Annotated in this window: 16 protein-coding genes; all 16 read left to right on the top strand. The window is 37.0% G+C overall.

Annotated elements, in window-relative coordinates; translation table 11 throughout:
- The first annotated feature begins 206 nt into the window (after positions 1-206).
- The 16 genes from F7984_RS10500 to F7984_RS10435 all read left to right on the top strand — a co-directional run bounded on the left by F7984_RS10500 (position 207) and on the right by F7984_RS10435 (position 20,268).
- Positions 207-908 carry an NAD(P)-dependent oxidoreductase gene (locus tag F7984_RS10500; RefSeq protein WP_225983577.1) on the top strand — a complete coding sequence of 234 codons (702 nt, stop codon included), beginning with the start codon at positions 207-209 and terminating at the stop codon, positions 906-908.
- Between the two features lie 452 nt (positions 909-1,360).
- Complete coding sequence (locus tag F7984_RS10495) at positions 1,361-2,533, top strand: amino acid deaminase/aldolase (RefSeq protein WP_066103368.1); 1,173 nt, start codon at positions 1,361-1,363, stop codon at positions 2,531-2,533.
- Complete coding sequence (locus tag F7984_RS10490) at positions 2,533-3,840, top strand: D-arabinono-1,4-lactone oxidase (protein WP_175354263.1); 1,308 nt, start codon at positions 2,533-2,535, stop codon at positions 3,838-3,840. The genes F7984_RS10495 and F7984_RS10490 overlap by 1 nt, the downstream gene beginning before the upstream one ends.
- A 42-nt stretch (positions 3,841-3,882) precedes the next feature.
- Complete coding sequence (locus F7984_RS19085; protein ID WP_148629789.1) at positions 3,883-4,182, top strand: hypothetical protein; 300 nt, start codon at positions 3,883-3,885, stop codon at positions 4,180-4,182.
- A gap of 431 nt (positions 4,183-4,613) precedes the next feature.
- Positions 4,614-5,309 carry a response regulator gene (locus F7984_RS10485; protein ID WP_140461546.1) on the top strand — a complete coding sequence of 232 codons (696 nt, stop codon included), beginning with the start codon at positions 4,614-4,616 and terminating at the stop codon, positions 5,307-5,309.
- Positions 5,310-5,314: 5 nt separating this feature from the next.
- On the top strand, positions 5,315-6,172 hold the full coding sequence (locus tag F7984_RS10480) for a helix-turn-helix transcriptional regulator (RefSeq protein WP_140461545.1): 858 nt from the start codon (positions 5,315-5,317) through the stop codon (positions 6,170-6,172).
- Between the two features lie 15 nt (positions 6,173-6,187).
- Positions 6,188-7,969 (top strand): sensor histidine kinase, encoded by a 1,782-nt coding sequence (locus tag F7984_RS10475; RefSeq protein WP_140461544.1) that lies wholly within the window; start codon positions 6,188-6,190, stop codon positions 7,967-7,969.
- Positions 7,970-8,133: 164 nt separating this feature from the next.
- Positions 8,134-9,426 (top strand): ABC transporter substrate-binding protein, encoded by a 1,293-nt coding sequence (locus tag F7984_RS10470; protein ID WP_140461543.1) that lies wholly within the window; start codon positions 8,134-8,136, stop codon positions 9,424-9,426.
- A 275-nt stretch (positions 9,427-9,701) separates the two neighbouring features.
- On the top strand, positions 9,702-10,517 hold the full coding sequence (locus F7984_RS10465) for a carbohydrate ABC transporter permease (RefSeq protein ID WP_140461677.1): 816 nt from the start codon (positions 9,702-9,704) through the stop codon (positions 10,515-10,517).
- The gene (locus tag F7984_RS10460) at positions 10,510-11,334 is read left to right on the top strand and encodes a carbohydrate ABC transporter permease (protein WP_140461542.1); all 825 of its coding nucleotides are present in this window, start codon (positions 10,510-10,512) and stop codon (positions 11,332-11,334) included. The genes F7984_RS10465 and F7984_RS10460 overlap by 8 nt, the downstream gene beginning before the upstream one ends.
- A gap of 269 nt (positions 11,335-11,603) precedes the next feature.
- Positions 11,604-14,768: a beta-galactosidase subunit alpha gene (gene ebgA / locus F7984_RS10455; protein ID WP_140461541.1), complete on the top strand. Its 3,165-nt coding sequence runs from the start codon at positions 11,604-11,606 to the stop codon at positions 14,766-14,768.
- Positions 14,769-14,865: 97 nt separating this feature from the next.
- Positions 14,866-15,099: a hypothetical protein gene (locus F7984_RS10450; RefSeq protein ID WP_192796802.1), complete on the top strand. Its 234-nt coding sequence runs from the start codon at positions 14,866-14,868 to the stop codon at positions 15,097-15,099.
- Complete coding sequence (locus F7984_RS19550) at positions 15,071-16,585, top strand: beta-N-acetylhexosaminidase (protein WP_151675521.1); 1,515 nt, start codon at positions 15,071-15,073, stop codon at positions 16,583-16,585. Before F7984_RS10450 ends, F7984_RS19550 begins: the two co-directional genes overlap by 29 nt.
- Positions 16,516-16,743 (top strand): hypothetical protein, encoded by a 228-nt coding sequence (locus F7984_RS19545; protein WP_192796801.1) that lies wholly within the window; start codon positions 16,516-16,518, stop codon positions 16,741-16,743. The genes F7984_RS19550 and F7984_RS19545 overlap by 70 nt, the downstream gene beginning before the upstream one ends.
- 292 nt (positions 16,744-17,035) lie before the next feature.
- Complete coding sequence (locus F7984_RS10440; RefSeq protein WP_139891844.1) at positions 17,036-18,949, top strand: NAD(P)/FAD-dependent oxidoreductase; 1,914 nt, start codon at positions 17,036-17,038, stop codon at positions 18,947-18,949.
- A gap of 476 nt (positions 18,950-19,425) precedes the next feature.
- Positions 19,426-20,268: a toll/interleukin-1 receptor domain-containing protein gene (locus F7984_RS10435; protein WP_140461538.1), complete on the top strand. Its 843-nt coding sequence runs from the start codon at positions 19,426-19,428 to the stop codon at positions 20,266-20,268.
- Positions 20,269-20,315: the final 47 nt, after the last annotated feature.

Genomic DNA, 20,315 nt, shown 5'->3' with positions numbered 1-20,315 from the left:
TGAATACCCTAGCATACGATTTTACGCTAGTCATTTTGAGCTATTCTACTATAATGAACGTCACTGATAAAGAATTGTTTTTATAAGTAGTGAAAATTGATAAAACCAACAGATAATTATATGATTATATTAAATAGTCAATCAAGTGTAAGTAGGTATGTTTAATACAGAGAACAATCCATAGTTTTCCTTAGAATGACTCAGGAATGGATAAAAATATTGGTCCAAGAAATGTGCAGTGGGCATTCTGGGAATGTTGGGATGATAATAAGAAAGGGTGGTGGATTGTTATGAAAATTATCGTGTTTGGTGCAACAGGTGGTGTAGGTCAATCTGTTGTGCGTCAAGGAGTTGAGGCTGGTTTTGAGGTGACGGCGTTTGTACGTACTCCGGCCAAGCTAGACTTTTCCCATGAAAATTTAAAGATTATACAAGGAAATGCTTTTAATCTAGCGGAAGTAACAGAAGCGATTGCAGGTCATGATGCTGTTATATCTTGCTTAGGCTCGAATCAAGGGATGAAAAAATCAACCGAGCTTCAAGAGATGATAAAAAATATTGTTACTGGTATGAAGGAGCAACATGTAGAGCGGATTATCTACACTGCATCTGCGGGAGTCCATAAAGAATTAACAGGGCTAAGTGGTAAATTGGTCATGAGAATGCTTAAGAATCCTCTAATTGATCATCGGGCTGCAGTTGAATATATTCAATCACATGGATTGAACTACACCATTGTTCGACCGATGGGGCTAACGAATCATCCCTTTACAGGAAAGTATAGAGAATCTGCAACAAGTGTACCAGAGAAATCAAGATCAATACCGCGTGCTGACGTCGCACATTTTATCTTAAAAGCATTAAAGGATAGCCGTTATGAACATACGTCAATCGGCATCTCTACTTGAGTTCCAAAACACGTTCGTTTTAACAAACTGAGAGGGTCAGGGTGTTAATCTTAAACTACTCAGTACTGTGTATATTATTAACTATTACTTTAATGGGAGATTCAAAAATTCCCGCTAGATACATTACAGCAACTGCATTATAAGTAAGAGCGGTCTGTATAGTAGCTAGTAAATAAGGGTCTCCCCTTTGATGGGTATGTTTGTTTATTAAAACTTCCTATATTAAGTCTAAAGCCATTGATGAGTTCACTATATCAATGGCTTTTTTAACTCCATGAAAAAGTATTGGTAACACCGTTAAAAAACATCTACCGCTATAATATAAGATAAACTTTTTATGCGTTTATCTTTCCTTGAAAACGTAATTGTTATAATAAGTCTGAATATTTTGAATAAGTTCTATTTTTAATCATGCTCCTCGTTTATTATGAGAATGAGAGGTGGTGGTGTTAGTGGTGCTATATGAATTATCAAAGGAGTTATCTTATCCAGCCCTTTTGCTGGATTTAGATGCTTTAGATCAAAATTGCAGGAGAATCGCTGAAAAAGCAAATGGAAAAACGATCAGAATTGCTACTAAATCGATACGGTCTATTCCAGTTTTAAAAAGAATTCTCCAATCCAATCCTGTCTATAAAGGAGTAATGTGTTATAGCCCCTATGAAGCTATTTTTCTTGCAGAACAAGGCATTGAGGATATCCTGATAGGTTATCCATGCTGGGATTCCAAACCTCTTAGCAAAATAGCTGAACTAAATGGAAAAGGTCATCAAATTACCTGTATGGTCGATTCCTTTGAACAGATTAAACATTTAAATGCGATTACTAAGGAAGCAAACGGATTTTTTTATTTATGCATCGATATTGATATGAGCACCACATTTGGTAATCTCCATTTTGGAGTAAGACGTTCCCCATTAAAAACAGAAGAAGGCGTGATTCAGCTAGTACGAATTATACAGGAATATCCATCGCTAAAGCTTCTGGGAATCATGGGTTATGAAGCACAAATAGCTGGGGTAGGTGATCATTTGCCATCTCAGAGGCTTAAAAATATGGCTGTTGCTTTTATGAAAAAGAAATCAATTGATAAAATCAAACGGCGAAGGGAGAGGATTGTTCAATCTCTTAAGAGTGAGGGTGTACAATTAGTATTTGTTAATGGAGGAGGAACGGGAAGTCTTGAAACTACATCAAAAGAAGAGGCTGTTACGGAACTGACAGCGGGATCAGGTTTCTATGCTCCTTTGTTGTTTGATTATTACCGAAATTTTCGCTTCACACCTGCCTTATATTTCGCATTGCCAGTCGTTAGAAAACCAACTCCAAATATTTATACTTGTCTTGGAGGTGGATATGTCTCATCTGGAGTGCATGGTCAGGATAAGGTGCCATTGCCTATTTACCCGCCGGGTGGTAAATTATTGTCATTTGAAGGAGCTGGGGAGGTGCAAACCCCTGTTTATTATGAAAAGGAAACGTTGGAAATTGGAGATGTCATTATCTTCAGGGCAGCGAAAGCTGGAGAAATTTGTGAACGGTTTAATGAAATCATTTGTCTTGCTAATCAACAAATCGTTGATCGATTTCTTACCTATCGGGGGGAAGGGAAATGCTTTCTGTAATGAAGACGATACAAGGCAAACGATGGAGAAATTGGTCTCAAACATGTGAAAGTATCCCAGAAAAAATCCTGTATCCTTCCTCAATTGAGGAGATTACTTCAATCATTAAAGAAGCGTCGAAACAAGAGAAAAGAATCAGAGTTGTTGGAGCTGGGCATTCATTTACGAGTTTAGTAAAAACGGATGATTGGCTCATATCTCTTGATTTACTTAGTGGAATTGAACAACTCGATGAGGCAGCCAGTACAGTTACCATCCTGGGTGGTACCCGGTTATTTCAATTAGGAGAAGTGCTTGGACAAGAAGGATATTCTCAGGAAAATTTAGGCGACATCAATGTCCAAAGTATTGCGGGTGCTATTTCAACCGGAACGCATGGAACTGGACTGAAGTTTGGTAATATACCAACCCAAGTAGTAGAAATCGTCATTGTTACAGCATCTGGAGATGTTCTTACCGTCTCCGAGGAACAAAATCCTCAATACTTCAAGGCTTGTCTCATATCGCTTGGAGTTCTTGGAATCATTGTAAAAGTAAAACTGAAGATAATTAAAACACTTATATATGAATACAGAAGTGAAAGAAAAGAATATCCACTTTTTGAGCAACAGCTTGAATGCTATATCAATGAAAACCGTCACTTTGAATTTTTTCTATTCCCATATTCAGATTGTGTACAAGTTAAAACGATGAATATTACGAATCGTAAACCAAAGGGTTTATTCTTTCATAACTTAAAAAATCTCATTTTTGAAAACTATTTATTTTTTGTACTGTCAGAGGTATGTCGTGTGTTACCAAGGAGCAGTCAAACCATAAGCAGAATATCTGCAAAGGCCGTAGGAACAACAACCATTACGGCAAAAAGCTATGAGATTTTTGCTAGTCCAAGACTTGTGAAGTTCAGGGAAATGGAATATTGTATTCCACTTCATTACTTTAAGCCGGCCATTCAAGAGATTCGGAAGTGTATTGAAGTAAAGAAGCATAAGGTTCATTTTCCGATAGAATGCAGGACGGTCAAGGCAGACGACATTTGGTTTAGTCCTTCTTATCAGAGAGATTCCGCCTATATTGCTTTCCATATGTATAAAGGCATGCCATATGAAGAATATTTTCAAGAGATGGAAGCGATTATGCGGAAGTATGAAGGAAGACCACATTGGGGTAAAATGCATAGCCTAGGTAAAAAAGAATTATATTCCTGCTACCCCAAACTGCCGGATTTTCAAGCCATAAGGTATGAACTTGACCCGCAAGGAATTTTCCTAAACGACTATATTAAAAAGATAATTATTGATGAATAAGAGAATAGCCTTACTATAATCTAAATCTTCTTTACAAGTGAAATGGCGGCCAGATGTTCAGCAAGAGGAGGGTACGGAATCAGTGGTATGCTCCCTACCGCTACTAAGTATAGTTGCCTATCAAGTGAAATCTTCAACACCTATCAAACAGAAAAAAAGCTGGAGTCCGATTCGATGTTATCGGATCGGGCTGTTTCGTTTGCTATATTGCTGCTATTCTTGTATGTTCCTCAATTACTCGGAAGTTTCCACTTTATTTGGAACAATAGAGTCCCCGTTGTAATGCAAAAAGGAGTGCCTTTCCAAAATGTCGAAATAAGTATGTTATCAGACAAACACTAAGACCCTAATAACAACCTGCTTAAATGTTTTTTTCACGAGTGGCTTCGACTTATTTTTCCATGAATTGACAAAAACTACATTTTAGACTGCCTGTCGAACTTTATTATGCCGCTGATATCACTCAAGGTAATTTCGAATCAATAAAAGCATTTCAGCAATAAAAAGAGACTTATCATACAGAGAACCAGAATTTATAATTTAAGGTATAATACGGAAACTTCTATTCCATCAGAGGCAGCTATTTGAAGCGTCCTACCTAACTAGGATAAGTTACTCCTTTGTTCTTAAAAAGGTATAAAATATACAACTTCATTAAGCTATTTCTGTAGGAATTATCATAGAAGATATGGTAGCAACAACTAATGTTACTACTTAAAAGCTTATAAATAATAAATTGAACGATTAAAGTTGTCAGCATTTGGAGGTAGATTATGGTAAAAGACGATGGAATTTGCAGAATACTGATTGTAGATGATGAAATACTAATTAGACAGGGAATTAAGCATTATTTAGATTGGGAGTCTGAAGGTTTTCAAATCGTTGGAGAAGCTTCAAATGGTCAGGAAGCATTGGAAATGATAGAAGTTTTGAGTCCGCACATCATTATTACAGACATCGTCATGCCTATCATGAATGGAGAAGAATTAACACGAGTCGTTAAAGAAAAATATCCCCAAATAGAGGTCATTATCCTGAGCAGTTATGGCGAATTTGACTATGTACGCTCGGCCTTTCAATGTGGAGTGGTTGATTATATTTTAAAACCAAAGCTCGAGGCGCAAAGTCTATTAAAAGTTTTAAAAACCGCTGTTAAAAGAATACCAGGTTTTCAATCAAGGGAAAAGGAACTGAATGTAAGTCTATCTATCGATCAAATTATCAACAGGTTAGTTTTAGGGTATGATGTACATTTTGATTCAAAACAGATTATTAGAGCTTTTCCTTACAGTCATTACAGTTTATTGGGTGTGGACTTAAAAAAACACCCATCCAAGGGTGCTGCTGAATTTTTAATTCAAGTCAAAACTAAGGTTGAAAACGTATTCAACAAAAAGATAAGCGAGGTCTCTTACTATTCTTTTAACTATGATCCGCATATCATTGTATTTCTTTTGAATACAAATTAGATCATATGACAAGAGTTAAGGATGTTGCTAATCAATTGGCAGCTTCACAGGTCGCATGTGGTTTTGCTTTAACGGAGGGATTCCAAAGTTTTGGTCAATTAGGAGGAATTTTAAAGAACAGCCTTCTAAAACTGTTAAACTATCGCTTTTATTTTCCTGATATCTTAGTTCTAACTGAACGATCTTTACCTAAGACTGTACATAGGAGTGAAAAATTCAATCTGGATTGGTTTACAGAAGAGTTCAGAAATAAGCACTTTGATTCGGCTTTTCACTATTTAAGGAATCATGCCCTAAAATTATCTAATTGTTTTTTTGTGGATGTTTTCGAGTATAAATCATTTATCAGTAACATCATATTTAACATTACAATCCTCCTTGGCAATATGAATTATGATATCAAAGAGCTTGAACAAAGCAGGTACTCGTTTTTCAAGCTCATTGATGAAGCACATTCTGCAAATGAGACAATTAAACTTTTGGATTGTTTTATTGAGGAAGCGAATAAATGCATATTCTTAATGGAAAATCGAGCAGAGAATATCACTATGAAGAAGTTTATGGACTACATTAAGAGTCATTATGCAGAGCCGCTTACCTTAACCGATGTGGCTACTTATTTTCATTTTAATCCTTCTTATATTTCAAGCTATTTTACAACTCATAATCATGAAGGATTTATAGATTCTTTGAATAGAATCCGGATTGAAGAGGCATGTAAGCTACTCCTTAACGAAACAGCTACTATCGCAGAAATAAGTGAAATGGTCGGTTTCTCGGAGCATAGCTATTTTTGCAAAGTATTTAAAAAAATAAAGGGGATGTCCCCTAGTCAATACAAAAGAAAACAATTTATAGGATAAGGGACGTGATTAAATATGAGACTTATACCCGAGCGATTTAAACACCACACTTTATTTATTACGATTTCCCTTATCACCTTCACCATTATCATTCTTGTTTCTGTGACGATTACATGGACAACAATTCGCATGTCGGAGGAATTCTTTTTTGAAAAATTCAGTATTACGAATGCGAAAATAATAAACGAAATAAAAGAACGCTTTGAGTCTTTTCATTATTCTATTGTCATTGCGTCAAATAATATTTTACAAAGCGGCACAATTAAGACCAACCTAACTGAGGAGCAAACGAATGCTCAAAAAATGATCTCATTTTATACGATGGGGGAATATATTAAACAAATTCAATCGAATATTGAAGCTTACGAGCTTGAAATCATCGTTAAAGGAGAAAATGGGGTTACCTTAACGACCAATCGTACCCACTGGCCGATATCTGATCAGGAGCTTAATGAAAGTATCTTAACAAGCAATACATTTAAAGAACCGAAACGGCTTCTGTATCAATATGATGAACGTAAGAACGAAACGAGAAGTATTGAGGATAGAAGGTATGTTGTAGCTACAAAAGCGTTAATGGATCGACTTTCCGGTACTGTTTATGGCTCCATGTATTTTTCTTATAGGGAAAGTGAATTCAAAAAGGTCTATTCCAACTATACTAGCCCTGGGAATGATATTTTCATTATTGATAAGTCAGGGAGGATTGTTTCCAGTAACCAGTCTCAATTTATTGGGCAAAAGGAAGTGGAACTCCTTCGGTATGCGAAAGAGAGTAAAAACAACTCAAATAATTATATGATTGGTAGTTTTAAAGGGAAGGATCAGGTCATTTTTGTAGAAGCACTTCCCTCTTTTGATATGTATTTATTTAATATTATCGATAAAGAAAAGACATTTGGAAATTTAATTGATAAGAGAAAAATTGTATTCATCTCGCTAGGGATTGTTTTGATAGGTCTGGTCAGTATATTTTTCGTATCAAAAAGATTGACTAATTCTTTATCAAGACTTGTTAGACAGATTGAAAATGCGCCAAAATCTAAATTTCGTCAAAACGTGGCTGTTTTAGGTACATATGAAACGAGGCAAATCGGAAATGCTTTTAATTCCATGCTGGATGAGCTGCATGAATATGTTGAGCAGTTAATGCTGTCGCAAAAACAGAAACGGAATGCGGAGCTGGCAGCCCTGCAGCGACAAATCAATCCACATTTCTTGTACAATACATTAGCTTCCATTAAATTTATGGTTCAGCAAGACCGCAAGGAAGATACGGAAGCTATGATTACTGCTTTGATTTCCTTACTTCAAAATACAATAGGCAATGTGAATGAAACGGTTACTGTTAAACAGGAACTGGATAATTTGAAAAACTATGTCTTCATTAATCAAAAACGTTATGGAAATAAAATACATGTAAGCTATATGGTTTCGCCAGATTGTATGGATTTTCATCTGCCTAAGCTAATTCTTCAACCTTTTATGGAAAATTCATTTTTCCATGGGTTCAATCGTAAAGCGGGGGGATCTATCCATGTCCTTATTTGGCAGGAAGAGAACAACCTGATTTGTGAAGTAGTAGATAATGGTGACGGAATAGCGGATGAGCAAGGTGAAAATCTTCCTAATCAAACGTACAAACGACAGCTTTTCTCAGGAATCGGTGTTAGGAATGTTCATGAGCGTATTCAACTTATATATGGAGAAGAATATGGAGTAACCATTTCCAGCAAACAGGGAGAAGGAACAAAGGTACGGATTATCATTCCTTCTCATATGGAACAAAAATCGTAATAAAATCTAAAGATATTCCAAATTCCCAAAAATGAATACGCTTTCAATTTGCAAAAATAATACAAGTTTACGAAAATATCTTCCTATCGAGTTGTAGCAAAGGGGTGCTAACATAATACATGTAAGATTGATAACGCTTACAATTAGAGATGGAGGGGATGTCAATGAATAAGATTTTTGCATTATTGTTAGCCAGTATTCTTTTGTTATCAGCTTGTTCTTCTGAATCAAAAACGAACGAAGAGGCTTCCGACACAGAAAAGGGTAGCAATGAATTAACGGTATGGACTTGGGATCCAAATTTCAACGTGAAAGCTATCGATATGGCAAAGGACTATTATAATAAGGAAAATTCCGAGCTTAGTTTAAAAATCATTGAAAATGCACAAGCAGACATTGTCCAAAAACTTAATACCAGCTTAAGCTCCGGTACAACTAAAGGAATGCCGAATATTGTCTTAATTGAGGATTATCGTGCGCAAAGCTTTCTTAAAGCGTATCCAGATGCATTCTTCGATTTATCAAAATATTATAAAGCGGAAGATTTTGCAGAATACAAACTTGCTCCTACCAGTTTAGAAGATAAGCATTATGGTATTCCATTTGATTCAGGAGTATCTGGATTTTATGTAAGAACAGATTATTTAGAGAAAGCAGGCTACGCTGTTGAAGATTTGCAGGGTATAGACTGGAACAAATATATAGAAATAGGCAAAAAAGTTAAAGAAGCCACTGGCAAATCTATGATTTCAATGGATCCTAAAGATCTTGGTCTTATTCGTCAAATGATTCAGACGAGCGGTTCATGGTATTTGAAGGAAGATGGCGTTACCCCGAACTTGGCAGACAATGAGTATCTTAAAGAAGCATTTCAAACTTACAAAGAGATTGTAGAAGCAGATATATCAAAACCGGTTTCCGACTGGGGTCAATATCTTGCTTCCTTTAATAGCGGTGAAACAGCATCCATTCTAACAGGTAACTGGATGACAGCTTCAGTAAAGCAGGAGGTATCTCAAAAAGGCAAGTGGGCAGTTGTTCCTTTCCCTAAACAATCTGGTAATGCAAATTCTGTTAATGCTACTAACCTTGGCGGATCCTCTTGGTATGTTCTTGATATTCCGGGCAAAGAGAAGGCGGCAGATTTGTTGGCAAAAACTTTCGGTTCGAACGTTGATTTTTATCAGGATCTAAACAAAGAAATTGGTGCAATTGGTACGTATAAGCCTGCTGCAGAAGGTGAGGCTTATAAAGCGGCAGATGAATTCTTTGACGGTCAGAAAATCACAGAAGATTTTTCCAAATGGGTGGCTGAAATACCACAAGTAAACTATGGTGCACACACGTATGTAATTGAAGATATATTAGCAGTGGGAATGCAGGATTTCTTAAAAGGAAAAGAACTTGATAAAGTCTTGAATGACGCACAAACACAAGCGGAACAGCAAATTAAATAATAGGTTGGTCTCTGCTAATCTAGCAAATAAAAATTCAAGCCTCGGGAAATTGCAAGCTTCTCCTATAAGAATAGGAGCTACTTTGATCAACAGGCGCGTTTCCCGAGTTTTTTATCAATCTAGTAAGGAGTTGATGTATAGTGTTCCCGGCTAAAACCAAACAAAGTTATCATACGAACACAACCGGCCAGAATGTAATACCCCAAAAAAACAGTCGGAAGCATCGGGTGAAAAATGCAACGATTGGATGGTCCTTTGTCGTGCTTGCAGTCATCATGATTTCCACATTTACTTTCTATCCAATGATTCAGGCATTTATAATGTCTTTGCAATCTGGAACGGGTACAAATCTTTCCTTTGTCGGATTGGACAATTATGCACGTTTACTTAAGGATCCCACTTTTTTGACAACGGTAAAAAATACGGTTATCTATCTCATTATTCAGGTTCCGATTATGATTATCCTTGCTTTGTTTATATCAGTTTTACTGAATAATCCGAAACTAAAGTATAGGGGATTATTTCGAACAGCCATTTTCTTACCATGTGTAACCTCACTTGTTGCATACTCTGTTATTTTCAAATATTTATTTTCTATGGATGGCATTGTGAATACCATGTTAATGAAATTAGCTCTTATCTCTGAACCAATCCAGTGGTTGACTGATCCCTTTTGGGCAAAAATCACGATTATTATTGCCATCACTTGGAGATGGACTGGTTATAATATGATCTTCTACTTATCTGCTCTGCAAAATATTGATTATTCCATTTATGAATCAGCAAAAATTGACGGCGCATCCTCATTTCAACAGTTTTTTAAAATAACCATACCATTACTAAAACCAATTATTTTGTTTACGTCCATTATCTCAACAATCGGGACACTTCAATTGTTTGATGAAGTGATGAATATTACACAAGGCGGACCAGGGAATGCAACGATGACCATTTCTCAGTATATTTACAATCTGTCATTTAAATATACCCCTGATTTTGGTTATGCGGCCACTGTCTCCTATGCAATTGTGATTATGATTGTATTCTTCTCCATCATTCAATTTAAAGTGGCAGGTGATAAAAATGAGTAAACTTAAAAGCATTTTCAACTATACTTTTTTAAGCATAGTCTCCATTATTTCCATCTTTCCTTTTATATGGATGGTCGTCAGTTCGACTAATAAGTCGGTGGATGTGACAAAGGGTCGCTTATTACCAGGGAGTCATCTAGTTGAAAATTTTCAAAGTTTGTTGAATACCACCGATCTTGTATCTGTTTTAAGTAATTCTATTAAAATAGCGGTTATTACAACACTGCTTTCCTTGTTGATTGCCTCTTTGGCTGGTTATGGATTTGAAATTTTCAGAAGCAAAATGAAGGACTATGTTTTTAACTTCTTATTACTCTCCATGATGATTCCTTTTGCTGCTTTAATGGTTCCGTTATTTCGGATGTTTGGAACTATTTCCGAAGCTACTCCAATGGTGGGTATTGATACACTTGCTGCAGTTATTTTACCAACAAGTGTAACAGCCTTTCTGATATTTTTCTTCCGCCAAAGTACAAAGATGTTCCCAAGGGAAATAATTGAGGCTGGCCGAATTGATGGATTATCGGAGCTAGGGGTTTTCCTTAGGATTTATATTCCAACAATGAAAACAACATATGCTGCAGCCGCTATTATTACTTTTATGGCAAGCTGGAACAATTACATATGGCCTCTTGTAGTGCTCCAGTCACCAGAGAACCATACCTTGCCGTTGTTAATATCAAATCTTGGATCAGGATATTCTCCAGACTTTGGAGTGATTATGACAACGATTGTTATTGCAACGCTGCCAACTGCACTGATATTCTTCCTTCTCCAAAAACATTTCGTTGCCGGCATGATGGGGTCAGTGAAGTAGTTGATTTTCGAGTATTCAAAAAGGAATTGGATAAAAGGCTGAGAAACAAGTTGTTCTTCATCATTCATGCAACTCTAAAATGGCTGACTTAATGAGATTATGCTCAGTTTCTATAAGCGATTTCACGCTTTTACTGGACGAATAAACTTTTCGTTTCCGTTTAATTTGCTAACTGCCGATGAACTTAATGGCGAATGAATGATGAGAAAATACAGAGCAATCAAAAAGTAAGTAAGTATTCGATTATGTAGAAAGAAGGGTGAAGAGTTATGAAAAAAGAGTCGTACGATTGGGAAAACTTATCTGTTCTTCATGTGAATCGTTTGCAAGAGAGGGCTTACTTCTTTCCTTATACCAGTGAGTCATCCGCATTGACTTACGACAGAGGAAAAGCTGAGGAGGTTAAGGTGTTAAATGGCGTATGGAAATTCCACTACGCTGAGAATCCGTCTTTGACACCGAAGCAATTCATTGAAGAATCATATGATACTGGTCAGTGGGATGATCTGCAAGTTCCATCAAACTGGCAGATGCATGGATATGGAAGGCCTCATTATACAAATGTACAATATCCATTTCCAGTAGACCCGCCTCATGTTCCAACTGAAAATCCAACAGGCTCTTATAGACGTGAGTTTACCGTTCCAAGTGATTGGGCAGATCAAGCAATTATCCTACGATTTGAAGGTGTGGATAGTGCTTTTCATGTTTGGGTAAACGGCAAGGAAGTTGGCTATAGCCAGGGCAGCCGTCTTCCAAGTGAATTTGATATTACCAAGTTGGTTCATGAAGGAAAAAATGTAATAGCTGTTCAGGTTTATCAATGGTCTGAGGCGAGTTATATCGAGGACCAGGATATGTGGTGGCTCAGCGGTATATATAGAGACGTTTATTTGCTTGTAAGACCAAAGGCGCATGTCAGAGATTATTTTATCAAAACAACTCTCGATGAAAACTACGAAAATGGCGAATTAGAAATTGAAACCTATATATTAAACCAAAAGAATAATCCGATAACTAATTATCAGCTTGAAATAAAATTAGTAAACCATTTATATGAAGAAGTTGAAATAAGAGATTTAAAAAATATTACGATTGATGTGATGGATGAAGCAAAAATATCTGCTGTTATCCCGATTGACAATCCGAATAAATGGTCGGCTGAGAATCCCTACCTTTATCATCTGCTTCTTACCCTGAAAGATGAGAAAGGGAATGTGATAGAAGTCATCCCAACTAAAGTCGGTTTCCGAACAGTAGAAGTAAAAGATGGAGTTTTGCTAGTAAATGGGATACCGGTCATGTTTAAGGGGGTCAATCGCCACGATCATCATCCTGATCTTGGACGAGCTGTTCCGATGGATTCGATGATTGAGGATATCCAACTGATGAAACTTCACAATATAAATGCGGTAAGGACATCCCATTATCCCAATGATCCACGTTTCTATGATTTATGTGACATTTATGGATTGTATGTCATCGATGAGGCGGATTTAGAATGCCATGGATTTGAGGAGATAAATAACTATAATCAAATCAGTGATGACTCAGCTTGGGAAGAGGCCTACGTGGATCGGATGAAACGGATGGTTGAACGGGATAAGAATCATGCTTCCATTGTTATGTGGTCGCTGGGGAATGAATCAGGATTTGGTCGAAATCACGTAGCGATGGCTGAATGGTCCAAAGCAAAAGATCCAACAAGACCTATTCACTATGAAGGTGAATGCCGTTTCATTATGGAAGAAGGCGAAAATATACCGACCAGGGATCCAATTGCTTCAGATGTCCACACAACTATGTACACACCAGTCGAGATCATGGACGAATTAGGGAAGAGAGACGACCTGAATAAGCCACATATTCTTTGTGAATATGCTCATGCGATGGGGAATGGACCTGGAGGATTTAAAGAATATTGGGAAACCTTCTATAAATATAGAAGATTGCAGGGAGGTTTCGTCTGGGAATGGATTGACCAAGGGATTAGACAGATAAATGATAATGGGGAAGAGTACTTTGCCTATGGTGGAGATTTTGGCGAAACACCGCATGATTCCAACTTTGTCATTGATGGCCTAATCAGGCCTGACCGGACACCATCACCTGCGTTAATAGAATACAAAAAGGTGATTGAGCCAGTTAAGGCAGAAGCAGTTGATTTAGAGAAAGGGATAATTGAAATTACCAACCGATATGATTTTATTCCTTTAGATCATCTGCAATTATCATGGTCTATTATATGTGATGATCAAATTCTTGATCAGGGGATGCAATCTGTTGAAGGTATTCAAGCAGGTGAATCAAAGTGCATTACTATACCGTTTACGCTACCTACTATTACAAGGGATCACACTGATTACTGGTTAAATGTAAATTTCCGGACGATTGTAGATACCTTATGGGCTAAAGCAGGTCATGAAATAGCATGGGAGCAATTTAAACTTCCAGTTTTAGCGACAGTAACTGAAAATAATACCTCGTTTTCTTATCCTATAGCGGTTAAAGAGTGTGACCGGTTGATTACGGTATCTGGAGATCATTTTGAATTTGCCTTTAGTAAAATCTTTGGCGTCATAGATTCATGGACTGTTGAGGGAATGAAGGTTTTTGGATCAGGGCCGAAATTGAATGTATGGCGGGCACCGACAGATAATGACAAGCTGGCTATTCATAAAGGTATAAGTTCAAAAGAAGTATGGCAAAAATATGGTCTGCACTGGATGCAGCATAGAATCACTGATGTAACGTATGATGTTTCATCTGATAAGAAGAGCGTGGATATTCATGTCACTGTCCGAATTGCGCCGCCAAGAATTGCTTGGGGGATCAACACCACATACACCTATACCATTTTAGGCAACGGCGATGTTTTTCTGAAGGTAAAAGGTGAACCTTATGGAGAACTGCCGGAAACGATGCCGAGAATTGGGTTAACGATGAAACTGCCAAAAACGTTGGAGAATGTCAGCTGGTACGGCCGGGGTCCTGGAGAAGCTTATGCAGACAGCCGGATGGCCAATAAAGTAGGAGTATGGTCCAGTGATGTTGAAGGGTTATATACACCTTATGTCTGGCCGCAAGAAAATGGAAACCGTCATCAGGTTAAATGGGTATCATTAACGGATACAAACGGTTTTGGTCTTTTAGCGGTCGGTGAACCAGAAATAGATTTCAGTGCCCACTACTATACTGCTGAAAATTTTGAAAGAGCTAACCATACGTATGACTTGAAAAAACAGGATTTTATTACCTTTAATTTGGATTATAAACAACACGGTCTTGGCTCTTCCAGCTGTGGTCCAGATGTACTGGAAAAATATCGTTTAAGACCTGAAGCTTTTGAATTTAAAGTGCGTTTCAGGCCGTATAACAAATTTCAATTTTCGCCAATCGAACTGAGCAAGGTTTTGATTCAAAACAATAACTAAAAAAAGCAGCGAAATCCCGTGAGAGTACGTACGCTCATTAGGATTTCGCTGATTTTGAATAGAGGTGGAGGTAGCCATGCAAATATAATTAATTGGGTTGGATGAGCAATTGGATTCAGCTTCTCAGGAAATCTTAAATCTATTAAACATCAAGCAATCAGACAATGGGATTACCATTTTAGTGGAATCTTCAGAATCTGGAATTCACGTTCAATATGATGGTAAAAGTGGAACGATTGCCTATCAAGAACCGTGCCAATTCTTCCGTGCACTAGGCCTATTGATAGAAAGGATGAAAAAGGATGAGCTCTTCGGAGAAACCAGTTTATAATTCCCTTGGGGTCTTAATTGACTGCTCCAGAAATGCCGTTTTAAAAGTCGAAACCTTTCAAAAGTTGATCAAACATTTGGCCTTAATGGGGTATTCTTCTGTGCAGCTATATACTGAAGACACGTATGAGATAAAAGAGTATCCGTATTTTGGCTATATGCGTGGCCGTTATTCGGGAGAACAATTAAAAAGTATGGATCTGTATACAAGCAGCTTCGGAATCGAGCTGATTCCCTGTATTCAAACGCTGGCACATTTGGGTACAGCATTAAAATGGGAGACATTTTCCGATATCGTGGATTGTGATGATATCCTGCTTATTGATGAAGAGAAAACGTACGATTTGATTGATGCAATGTTCAGGACTATGTCCAAACATATTTCCAGCAGAAAAATCAATATTGGAATGGATGAGGCCCATATGGTCGGGCTTGGCAAGTATCTGGATAAACATGGTTTTCGGGACCGGTCGACTTTGTTGCTTAAGCATTTTGGCCGCTTGATGGAAATTGCCAGAAAGTACAGCTATGAGCCGATGATGTGGAGTGATATGTTTTTCCGGTTGGCGAGTTCGGGAGAGTATTACGATACCGAAAGCCCAATTCGAGAGGATGTTATAGAAATGATCCCAGATGACATATCATTAGTTTATTGGGATTACTATTCGGTTGAGTCGGAAAAATATGATGGTATGTTGAAAAAACATAAACAACTCAGTAACAACATAATTTTTGCTGGCGGCGCTTGGAAATGGACTGGCTTTTCCTCAAATAATCATTTTAGTCATCATGCAGGTGAAATTGCTCATAAAAGCTGCCTTCGTAATGGAGTTAAAGATGTATTTATTACAGCCTGGGGTGATAACGGCGCGGAAGCATCAATTTATTCCATACTTCCGACCTTACAGCTTTGTTATACGGATAATGCTGAAACAAGCCGCCTGGAGGAGCGCTTTACCACATGTGTCGGAGGGAATTACTCTGATTTTATGAGCTTGGATATGACGATGATGGTACCTGGTAATAAATTGCCGAATAACCATTCAATTAACCCGGCTAAGTATCTATTGTATCAAGATGTATTATTCGGGTTATTTGATAGACATGTGATACCTAATGAGTATGCTTCGCACTTTCAAAACTGTGCAGATCGTTTTAAAAAGTGTATCAATAGAAATCCCGATTGGCAGGCATTGTTTCTGACACAGTATTCCTTAAGCAGTTTATTAGCAATTAAGTGTGAGGCAGGGATAAACATTCGGCAAGCCTATCATAATCAAAATCGTGAAATTATGGAGGACTATTGTAATACCTTCTTACCTGAAATGAAAAAGTTAGCAGAGGAATTCATGAAAGCTTATCAAACGCAGTGGATGGAAGAGAATAAAATATTCGGTCTTGTGTATTCGATCTTCGGATGGGCGGCCTGCTGCAGCGGATTCAATCCGCCATTAACCGTCTCAATGACTACCTTAAAGGCAGGATAAACGAGTTGGAAGAATTAGAACAAGAGATTCTCTATTTTGATGGCCGGGAAAAGGAAGAAGAAACAAGCGCTATCAGTGCTAACTTATGGCATACAATTGCAACACCTTCTGTTATAGCAGGAATATGGCATATCTTTATCCGATTTAAAGTTATATAGAAATGAATAAACAATATAAGAAATCATAATATGTTCTAAAACCTGTGTAAACAGCAGTCACGCAGAGTATGACTACTGTTTTTTTCACAAACCGTACAAATAAAGCGTTTAAATCACATTGATTAAATTTATAGAAAAATTTACAATAATTGTATGGATGGTACTTATCTTTAAAATCCAGTCATCATTCTTTATGTGAAATATATCACATAAAATTATCTAATAATATATGAAAGCAAGGGGACGCTTCTGGCATGGTTTTGATCGTCCCTTTTAATGAGGTGGCCACAAAATGTTGGTATTAGAACCTATTAAAGTCGGAAATTTGGAACTGAAAAACAGATTTGTTATGGTTCCAATGGGAGCAGAACTCGGAAATTTTGATCCAAGAACAGTAGATTACTATGTTACCAGAGCAAAGGGCGGAGCATCGATGGTGATGACAACCGTTATTGCAACAGAAGCTATCGATGGCCATACCCCTGCATCCACATTGACAGAAGAAAGTTTTGCAGGCTTTAAAGAGCTAGTGGATAGGGCCCATGAATTTGATTGTAAAATCTGCCTTCAAGTGGTGCCCGGAATTGGATTAGGTGGTATAGGAGAGGGCAGGCTAAAGCCTGCTTCAGCATCAGCTTTACCATTGTATCCCGGTGCTAATATAACCTTTGAAGAATTGACGATTGATGAAATTAAGTTTATACAAGGTGAAATCTCGAGAACAGTAAAATTAGCGAAGAGAGCAGGAGCAGACGCCATTGAAATCCATGCTTATGGCGGGTACCTGACAGATAAATTCATGACTAAACGATGGAATATCCGCCAGGATGAATATGGCGGAAGCTTTGAAAACAGGATGAGATTTTTAACAGAAATAATCGATGTCATCAAGGAAGACCTTGGAAGTGACTTCCCTCTCCTTGTTAAATTTACCCCGGATCATTTCTTGCCAGTAGAAGAAGGGTACAGGGGAATTGAAGAAGGAATAGAGATTGCCAAACTATTAGAAAGCAAGGGTGTCCATGCATTACATGTTGACGCTGGCTGTCATGATAATTGGTACATAGCAATGCCGCCTATTTACCAGCAGGATATGGTTCCACAAATGATTTCATCTGCTAAAATTAAGGCTGTCACGTCTTTGCCAGTTCTTTCAAATGGGCGCCTGGGTGACATTGAAAAGGCTGAAGCTGCACTTCGAAATGGTTGGATTGATATCGCGGGAGTTGGAAGAGAGTTTTTGGCAGACCCAAATTTTCCAAAGAAAGTGATGGAAAATAGAACGGACGAAATCAGACATTGCATTTATTGTAATGAAGGCTGTATTGCTACCGTTGCTGCTGGTAAGAGCATAAACTGCGCCGTCAATCCTCTTACGGGCTATGAGGGATTGAAAGAATTGAAAGCAGCAGATGAATCGAAGCGGGTTCTAGTGATAGGTGCTGGTCCTGGCGGCTGTCAAGCTGCCATAACAGCTGCAGAAGCAGGTCATGATGTGGAAATATGGGAGAAAAAAGCCTATCTAGGAGGGAACTTTCATAATGCCTGTATGCCTCCGTTTAAGCGGGATGGAATGAAAATTCTCGATTATTATCGGACAAAACTTGACCGGTTAAATATCTCGATTAGGTATTGTAAAGAGGCAACGGAAGAAGCGATATTATCCTATAAAGCAGATTTGGTGGTTCATGCTACCGGTGGCAATCCTATAATGCCAAGTGCAATCAAGGGACTGAATAAGAGCCATGTTTACACAGCAACAGACGTTCTGCAAAATCAAGCTCTTCTTGGAAAAAAGATATCGGTTATTGGCGGCGGGCTAGTCGGCTGTGAAACCGCAGTTGTGCTTGCAAATAAAGGAATGCAGATCACTATTATCGAAATGGCTGAAAAAATGTTACCTGAACCTTTATTTATACAAAATGCAATGATGTTAAACCAGCTTTTGCAGCACCCAAATATCACGTTTAAAACATCTGCTAAAGTAACAGAAGTACTAGATCAAGCCGTAGAAATTGAGGTAAACGGCAATAAAGAATGGAATGATTGTGATAGCGTTGTGGTAGCAGCAGGATTTTCGCCTAACAATCATCTATATCACTCTTTAAAAAATAAAACGAATATTGTTAACGTTGGTGATAGCGTGAAGGTTAGAAAAGTACTCGATGCGGTACACGAAGCATATGATGCAGTCTTAAATTTGTAGAATTATAATAAAAAATCTATTTTGGAAGGTGACATTCAAGTAAATGAATCTTTGCCACCTTTAAACATTTGGCTGCAGAAAATTAAAGAGGTCTGGAAGAAAAACAAAAGTTTGATGAAAAAATAAGCAAAAAAGATTTTTTGATAATAATTTAAGATAGATGTAAAAGATAAAAACTGCCGCTATAACGGGTGCGGGAGTGATGGTCAACAAGAAATTAGAACTTATAATTCTAATAGAAGAATTGAGGAAATTAAAAAACAACAAACAAATACATTCCAAAAGAGAAAGGACAAAAGTTCTTACTCTTTTTTATTTTAAATAATACAAATGTATAAGCAAAACTAAAAATATTTGTAGTAATAGGAATTCGAAGCAGAAAAAAACAGAAATATGTAACTAAAATAATTTCTAAACGTGATAATATGATAGTAAGTATTTAAAAATGATAGAATTTTCCATAAGGGAGTGTGAAAATGGTGAAATTAGACAAAGATTATGTGTGGGAATGTGATTATGGTGTAAGAAAACCATTAGTACCGGTACTAATGGAATTATTAAAAAATCAAGATGCAACTTCTCTTCAAATGGTAAATCTTATGACTAACTCGATTCCATATAATTTAGAATTTTTCATTGTAGTAAGTTATGAAAATCCAAAAGAAGGACATATTGAGGTAATGAAAAATATGATGAGGGCTGCAGGTTTACGTTATCGTCCGGATATTACATTTAATGAATTAAGTCAAGAAATAGGCTATAGAAGGTTTAATAGTCAAACTTTAGTAAGAGACATCGATGTATTAGAAGCGATGAACAGTGAATTACTTTTCCGATATTATGAAAAAAGTGAATTAGAAAAGATGGGTTATGTAATAGATAAACCACTTGGAAATCAGATGCCTATATTCTTGAGTCATTCTTCTAAAAATAAAAGTGAAGTCGAGGATTTGATTCCTTACTTAAATGGAGCAGGATTACCTGTTTGGTTTGATAAAGTTAATATTGATTATGGAGAATCAATTGTTAAAGCAATTCAAAAAGGAATAAAACAATCTGCAGGAGTAATTTTTTGGATTACTAACGACTTTATTAACTCTAATTGGTGTGATTTGGAGTTGACTAAATTTTCAAGTAGATATGCATCTAAAAAAAATTTATTAACGATAGCTGTAGTTCATCAGGATGTTGATATAGATAAAATAGACTTTCTATTTGATGACATTAAATATTTACATCGTAAAGATGAGAATCTAGAAAAAATAGCAAAAGAGATACTTCCTTCATTAAAAAGATATATAAATAGTACTAACAACTAATATTCTTTGATTTAATATATGGAGAAAATGGGTGTCTTTGGATGCGA

This window comes from Pradoshia sp. D12 (genome assembly GCF_008935075.1).
Classification (GTDB): Bacteria; Bacillota; Bacilli; order Bacillales; family Pradoshiaceae; genus Pradoshia.
The sequence above is the reverse complement of the archived record's forward strand: the minus strand, read 5'-3'. Positions and strand labels throughout refer to the sequence as shown.

Coding starts and splice junctions, on each gene's coding strand:
- F7984_RS10500 (WP_225983577.1), top strand. CDS start 207: ATGGATAAAAATATTGGTCCAAGAAATGTGCAGTGGGCATTCTGGGAA.
- F7984_RS10490 (WP_175354263.1), top strand. CDS start 2,533: ATGAAGACGATACAAGGCAAACGATGGAGAAATTGGTCTCAAACATGT.
- F7984_RS19085 (WP_148629789.1), top strand. CDS start 3,883: ATGGCGGCCAGATGTTCAGCAAGAGGAGGGTACGGAATCAGTGGTATG.
- F7984_RS10485 (WP_140461546.1), top strand. CDS start 4,614: ATGGTAAAAGACGATGGAATTTGCAGAATACTGATTGTAGATGATGAA.
- F7984_RS10480 (WP_140461545.1), top strand. CDS start 5,315: ATGACAAGAGTTAAGGATGTTGCTAATCAATTGGCAGCTTCACAGGTC.
- F7984_RS10475 (WP_140461544.1), top strand. CDS start 6,188: ATGAGACTTATACCCGAGCGATTTAAACACCACACTTTATTTATTACG.
- F7984_RS10470 (WP_140461543.1), top strand. CDS start 8,134: ATGAATAAGATTTTTGCATTATTGTTAGCCAGTATTCTTTTGTTATCA.
- F7984_RS10465 (WP_140461677.1), top strand. CDS start 9,702: ATGATTTCCACATTTACTTTCTATCCAATGATTCAGGCATTTATAATG.
- F7984_RS10460 (WP_140461542.1), top strand. CDS start 10,510: ATGAGTAAACTTAAAAGCATTTTCAACTATACTTTTTTAAGCATAGTC.
- ebgA (WP_140461541.1), top strand. CDS start 11,604: ATGAAAAAAGAGTCGTACGATTGGGAAAACTTATCTGTTCTTCATGTG.
- F7984_RS19550 (WP_151675521.1), top strand. CDS start 15,071: ATGAGCTCTTCGGAGAAACCAGTTTATAATTCCCTTGGGGTCTTAATT.
- F7984_RS19545 (WP_192796801.1), top strand. CDS start 16,516: ATGGGCGGCCTGCTGCAGCGGATTCAATCCGCCATTAACCGTCTCAAT.
- F7984_RS10440 (WP_139891844.1), top strand. CDS start 17,036: ATGTTGGTATTAGAACCTATTAAAGTCGGAAATTTGGAACTGAAAAAC.
- F7984_RS10435 (WP_140461538.1), top strand. CDS start 19,426: ATGGTGAAATTAGACAAAGATTATGTGTGGGAATGTGATTATGGTGTA.